Annotated in this window: 6 protein-coding genes and 1 pseudogene; 3 read left to right on the top strand and 4 right to left on the bottom strand. The window is 62.6% G+C overall.

What is annotated here, in order from left to right; translation table 11 throughout:
* From GKC28_RS25775 to GKC28_RS25785, 3 genes are all read right to left on the bottom strand, one after another.
* On the bottom strand, window positions 1-431 hold a 431-nt coding region (locus tag GKC28_RS25775; RefSeq protein ID WP_174149794.1), incomplete at its 3' end, for a Na/Pi symporter.
* A gap of 4 nt (window positions 432-435) precedes the next feature.
* A complete protein-coding gene (locus GKC28_RS25780) occupies window positions 436-1,209 on the bottom strand; it encodes an inositol monophosphatase family protein (protein ID WP_174149795.1) in 774 nt (257 codons plus the stop codon).
* 192 nt (window positions 1,210-1,401) lie between these two features.
* Window positions 1,402-2,199 carry a helix-turn-helix transcriptional regulator gene (locus GKC28_RS25785; protein WP_174149796.1) on the bottom strand — a complete coding sequence of 266 codons (798 nt, stop codon included), beginning with the start codon at window positions 2,197-2,199 and terminating at the stop codon, window positions 1,402-1,404.
* Between the two features lie 99 nt (window positions 2,200-2,298).
* Between GKC28_RS25785 and speB the strand changes: the two genes are divergently transcribed.
* Complete coding sequence (gene speB / locus GKC28_RS25790; RefSeq protein ID WP_174149797.1) at window positions 2,299-3,270, top strand: agmatinase; 972 nt, start codon at window positions 2,299-2,301, stop codon at window positions 3,268-3,270.
* 25 nt (window positions 3,271-3,295) lie between these two features.
* A complete protein-coding gene (locus GKC28_RS25795; RefSeq protein WP_174149798.1) occupies window positions 3,296-4,381 on the top strand; it encodes an extracellular solute-binding protein in 1,086 nt (361 codons plus the stop codon).
* Between the two features lie 3 nt (window positions 4,382-4,384).
* Here the strand turns inward: GKC28_RS25795 and GKC28_RS25800 are convergent, their stop codons facing one another.
* Window positions 4,385-5,056 (bottom strand): TetR family transcriptional regulator C-terminal domain-containing protein, encoded by a 672-nt coding sequence (locus GKC28_RS25800; protein ID WP_174149799.1) that lies wholly within the window; start codon window positions 5,054-5,056, stop codon window positions 4,385-4,387.
* A 237-nt stretch (window positions 5,057-5,293) separates the two neighbouring features.
* On the opposite strand from GKC28_RS25800, the pseudogene GKC28_RS25805 reads away from it, so the two are divergent.
* Window positions 5,294-5,567: pseudogene (locus tag GKC28_RS25805) on the top strand (ABC transporter permease); the annotation flags it as partial.

The following is a 5,567-nucleotide window of genomic DNA, read 5'->3' on the forward strand; positions in this document are numbered from 1 at the left end:
ATCAGGATGAAGGCAATGCCCATCAGGATCMGGCCCAGCTGGCGCGCCTTCTTGGCCTCGGTCTTGACGAACAGGTAGCCGCCGGCCGCCAGCAGCACCGGCACCAGCCAGTCGAGCTTGAACGACAGGATCTGGATGATCAGCGCCGAGCCGAGATCGCCGCCCAGCACGATCGCCAGCCCGGCGGGGAAGGCCAGATAGCCGCTGGCGGCAAAACCGGAGGTCAAGAGCGCCACCGCCGCCGAGCTTTGCAGCACGATCGCCAGGATCAGCCCCATCAGCCCCGCCTGCAGATGGCTTTGGCGCCCGGTCAGCAGCCGCTGGAACGAGGCGCCGTAGCTGCGCTCGATCCCGGTCCGCACCATCCGCACCGCATACAAAAGCAGCATCGTGGCACCCGCCAGGCTGATCAGAAAGGTCAGTATCGCCATAGGTTTATCCCTCGATCAGCGCTAGCATTTCGGCATGCAGCTGCGGTGTTGCAGCGGCAATCACCCGGCCATCCGAACCCAGCCCCAGCGGGTTGCCCTGCCAATCGGTGATCACCCCGCCCGCGGCCTCGACCACTGCAGAAACCGGCAGGAAGTCATAAGGCTGCAGGTCATAATCGATCACAGCGTCCACATGGCCTGCCGCCAGCAGTGCATGCGGATAGCAGTCATAGGCAAAGCGGCGCGTCTGCCCGGCCTGCATCAGCCGGTTGAACAGTTCCGGAAAATCGCAGTGGATCTTGTCGCCTTCGTTCACATACAGGATCGCCTGCATCAGCCTGGTCTGAGCAGAAGCATGGATGGGCTGGCCGTTTAACGTGGCTCCCTGGCCGCGCTGGCCAAGGAACGTCTCCCCCAGCGCGGGCATGCCAATCACCCCCAGTTGCGGAACGCCGCCCTGCAGAAACCCCAGCAGGAAGCCGAACAGCGGGTGCCCGGACAGAAAGGAGCGGGTGCCATCAATCGGATCGATGATCCAGACATTCTCACGGTCCGCCCCGTCAAATCCGTGTTCTTCGCCAAAGATGCCGTGGTCCGGGAAGTGCTGCTCAAGATAGGCGCGCACCTCGCTCTCGACCGCCTTGTCGGCCTGGGTGACAGGGCTTTCATCTGCCTTGAACTCAATCCCCAGGCGGCTGCGGAAGTAGCCGCGCGCGGCCTCCGCGGCGATCCCGGCGATCCGTATGGCGTGGTCAGCGTGGGTTTCTGTGGTGGGCATCGTTGCGGCCTTCATTCCTGAGGTCGGAGACGGTGGCTATCCGACCGGATTGACCGCTAGAATTTGTAAAAAATGTGGATTTCGTCAACAGAAAAGCCCGCAAGATGACCGAAAAACCAATGTTTCGCCCAGAATTATTGCCTTTTCAGAAAGAATTTTGGGATTTTGCGGGTTTGGTGGGGCAAGGCTGCCCTACCCTGCGCCCGCCAGGTGCCGGGTGGCCATCGAAAACAATTCCGCCTGCGAAGCAATACCAAGCTTGGAATAGGCGTGGTGGCGGTGGACCTTCACGGTGCCTTCGGCAATGCCCAGATAGGCGGCAGCGGAGGGGGTGGAATGGCCCTGCAGGATCAGCTGCACCACCTCCCGTTCCCGCGGGCTGAGGACGCCGGTGCCGAAGGTCTGCATCCGGTCCTCCCAGTCTGCGGGCTGATGGGGCGCCGCGGTGTCTTCCGCCTGTCCCCACTGGCGCCGGATGGCGGCGGCGATCACCGCGAACACCGCATTCAGCCGTTCCGTGTCTGCCGCCTCAAACCTTTGCTGGCGGGCAAACCGCGCGAGTGAAACGATAAACCAGCGCTCTGCCCCGTCCCGCACCAGGATGCCGATTTCGTCGCTGATGCTGATTTTTCGGTAGAAAGCGCGGTAATATTCGGAACGGTAGAATGCTTCCGGCGCCAGATCCATCAGCCGGTAGGCGCCGGGCGTGCAACCGTTGCGGCAGGCCTGATAAAGCGGGTCCAGCAGGTAGGGGCCGCTGGCGTAGAACTCCACCGTGATCGCCGCCTGCAGCTCATCCAGATCCTGATACAGGGGCACCGGCGGCTGCGCGCCCGTGTAGTGCGAGATGACCATCGAATCAAAGCTGCAGCATTGCGACAGGATCTGCCGCAGCGCGCCGGGAAAGCGCTCCGTTGCGATGGTGTCCGCCAGCGCCGTCATCGCCTTGGCCCAGCCATCGGGCAGCGGCGGGAAGGTCGGGTCGTCCATTGCCTATGCCTAAAGATATATATCCTTGGTCAAGTTTGCCGGCATAACCGCGAAAGTCAAACTGGGTCCAAGCGAATTTTCAACATGACGGAGCCCCAAATGACCGATTCCTCCAGCGTGAACCCAGTGCAGGGTGATCTGGCCTTTACCCGCGAAAGCGACCGCGGCGTGGTGGCCGAGGCCAGCTATGCCGGCGCTCTCAGCTTCATGCGGCGGCGTTATTCCCGCGATCTCAGCCGTGCTGATGTGGCGGTAATGGGGGTGCCGTTCGACCTGTCGGTGTCCAGCCGGTCCGGCACCCGGCTGGGACCGCGGGCAGTGCGCTCGGGCTCCAGCCACATTGCCTGGTCAAAGCCGTGGCCGTGGGAGGCGGATCCCTACGAGGTGCTGCGGGTGGTCGATTACGGCGATTGCGAGTTCGACTATGGCTATCCGCACAAAGTGCCGGGCGAAATCGCCCAGGCGGCGCGGGATATTCTGGCCACTGACACGGCGCTCTTGTCGATTGGCGGCGACCATTTCATCACCTACCCGCTGCTGCAGGCGCATGTGGAAAAGCACGGGCCGCTGAGCCTGATCCAGTTCGATGCCCATTCCGACACCTGGGCGGATGAGGAAGGCCGCATCGACCATGGCACCATGCTGTGGCACGCCGTCCGCGAGGGGCTGGTTGACCCGTCCCGGTCTGTTCAGATCGGTATCCGCACCCACAACCCCGACCCGCTGGGCATGAACATCATCGATGCCATCGAAGTGCAGAAGACGGGGCCGGAGGCGGTGGCGGAAAAGATCCGCGGCATCGTCGGCGATCACAGGGCCTATGTGACCTTCGACATCGACGCGCTGGAGCCTGCGTCGGCCCCCGGCACCGGCACGCCTGTGATCGGCGGCCTGTCGCCTTATCAGGCGCAGGAGATCATCCGCGGGCTGGCGGGCACGGATGTGGTGGGCATGGACGTGGTCGAGGTCGCCCCGGCCTATGACATCTCTGAAATCACCGCCATCGCGGCGGCCACCATCGCCAACGATCTGCTCTGCCTCTACGCGGCCGGACCTTCCGGCCAGCGCTGAGGCAGCGAGCAACAGGGAGGAAAGAATGATCAATAACAATATCATGACTGCAACCTTGCTGGCCGCCGCCCTGGCGGCGCCAGCCTCTGCTGGCGACCTGGCGATCTACAACTGGGCGGACTATTTCGGCGAAACCACCATTTCCGGGTACGAGGAGGCAACCGGAACCAGGGTCACGCTGGATTATTTCGACAGCAACGAGGTGCTGGAAACCAAGATGCTGGCGGGGGGCTCGGGTTACGACGTGGTGTTTCCCGCCGCCTCCAATGCCGAACGGCAGCTGCAGGCGGGCGCGCTGCACCCTGTCGACACCGCGCGACTGAAGAACTACGGCAACCTGCGCCCTGAAATCCTGGCATCTCTGGACAAAGTGCCGGGCGGACGGCAGCTGGGTGTGCCCTATACCTGGGGCACCATCGGCATCGCCTACAACCCGGCGCTGGTAGCTGAGCGGTTGGGGGATGTGCCAGTAGACAGCTGGGACCTGCTGTTCAATCAGGACCATGCGTCCAAGCTGAAGGACTGCGGCATCGGGGTGCTGGATTCGCCCGTGGAGATGCTGTCGGTGGCACTGAACTACCTCGGCGCCGATCCCTATTCAGAGGACAAGGCGGAGATCGCCAAAGCACAGCAGCTGCTGGCCGCCGCGGCTGAGAACATCACCTACTTCAGCAATCAGAAGCCTGCCACTGACCTGCCAGCTGGCAATGTCTGTATGGCCGTAATGTATTCCGGCGACGCTGGCATCGCTCAGGCCCGTGCTGCAGAAGCTGAAAGTGGCGTCGAAGTCCTCTATTCGATCCCCAGGGAGGGCACCCTTATGTGGATCGACCTGATGGCGATCCCGGAAGATGCGCCCAATGTAGACGCGGCCTATGCCTTCATCGACTACATGCTGCAGCCGGAGGTGATTGCCGGGGTTTCCAATACCGTGTTCTTTGCCAATGCAAATGCGGCAGCGGATGCCCATGTGCTGCCGGAGGTGCTGTCCGATCCGGGGATCTATCCTGATGCTGCCACCCTTGCCCGCCTGTTCCCGGACAAGAGCCTGGGCGCCAAAGCGCTGCGCCAGCGCACCCGGGCCTGGACCGCGGTGAAATCCGGAATCTGAAACTTACGGGGCCGCCTTGGCGGCCCTCGCTTCCTGCCCCGGCCGGATCGCCCCGGCCAGCGAGAAATGCGCCGGGAACATTGCCGCCAGAAAGCGGAAGATGATCCGCGCAGCCTCCTCCCGGTCGAAGCGGTCCGGGTGCAGCAGGAAGTCGGTCCACATGCCTTCCAGCAGCGCTAAGGTGCCATGGGTGGCATCGCGCGCCGCGCCGGAGGCATCCGGCGTTCCGGCCTCCCGCACGATCCGGGCAAAGGCGTTGTGGATCATGCCGCGCAGCCGACCGTCGCGGGTGTCAGAGTATTCGGCAATGGCGGTGCGGTTACGGGCCTCGCCGCGGAAGGCATACCAGATACTGACATTGCGCCGGTTCAGCACCCGTTTGCTGAGATCGCCGCGCACGATCATCTCAACCCGCTCCTGGGGACTGTCGCCTGCGGTCTGCAAAAGCGCTTCCAGCCCGTCGTAATATTCTTCCGAGGAGTGATGCGCCGCCGCCTGAACCAGGTTGTCCTTGCCGCCGAAATGCAGATGAATCATGCCGCGTGAGAGGCCGGCGCGCTGGATGATCTCGCTGACGGAGGTTTCGGAGATCCCCTTCTCAGCAACCGAATCCAGCACCGCGCCGATCAGCGCTTGACGGTTCTGTTCGCGGTTTTGTTCCCGTTTCCCGGCCATCTGTCTCTTGGATCCTGCTGCATTTTACTGCTGTTACGCGGTTCATGCGTGTGCGGCAAGAAGTGCTTTCAGCCCAGTTTAGGCACAGGCCGGGCAGTTTCTCCAGTAAAATGGACGTGTGTACATTTTTTGATAACCCTGTTGACAGGACCCCGTGCCAGCCGTCAGGATTTAGTGGACGATTGTCCATTTTTAATGGAAGCACCCTGCCCTCAACCCAGTAAGCGACGGAGTGACATGGCCGGATATTTCAGAACCGAGACTGGCAAGGGTTTGGCGCTCAGCGCGCCTGCGTCGCTTTATGTTGGTGTTTTGGTTGCGGCGCCGCTGGGGATACTGGTGGCGTACAGCTTCTGGACCCAGACCTATGTCGAGATTGACCGGACGCTGACCTGGGCCAATTACCTGGAAGCCGCAACCGATCCGCTGGTGCGGCACCTGATGCTGCGCTCGATCGCGATTGCCGGGGCGGTGACCATGGCAACGGTGGCGCTGGCCTATCCGATCGCCT

It is taken from the genome of Leisingera sp. ANG59, assembly GCF_013317235.1.
In the GTDB taxonomy this organism is placed as follows: Bacteria; Pseudomonadota; Alphaproteobacteria; order Rhodobacterales; family Rhodobacteraceae; genus Leisingera.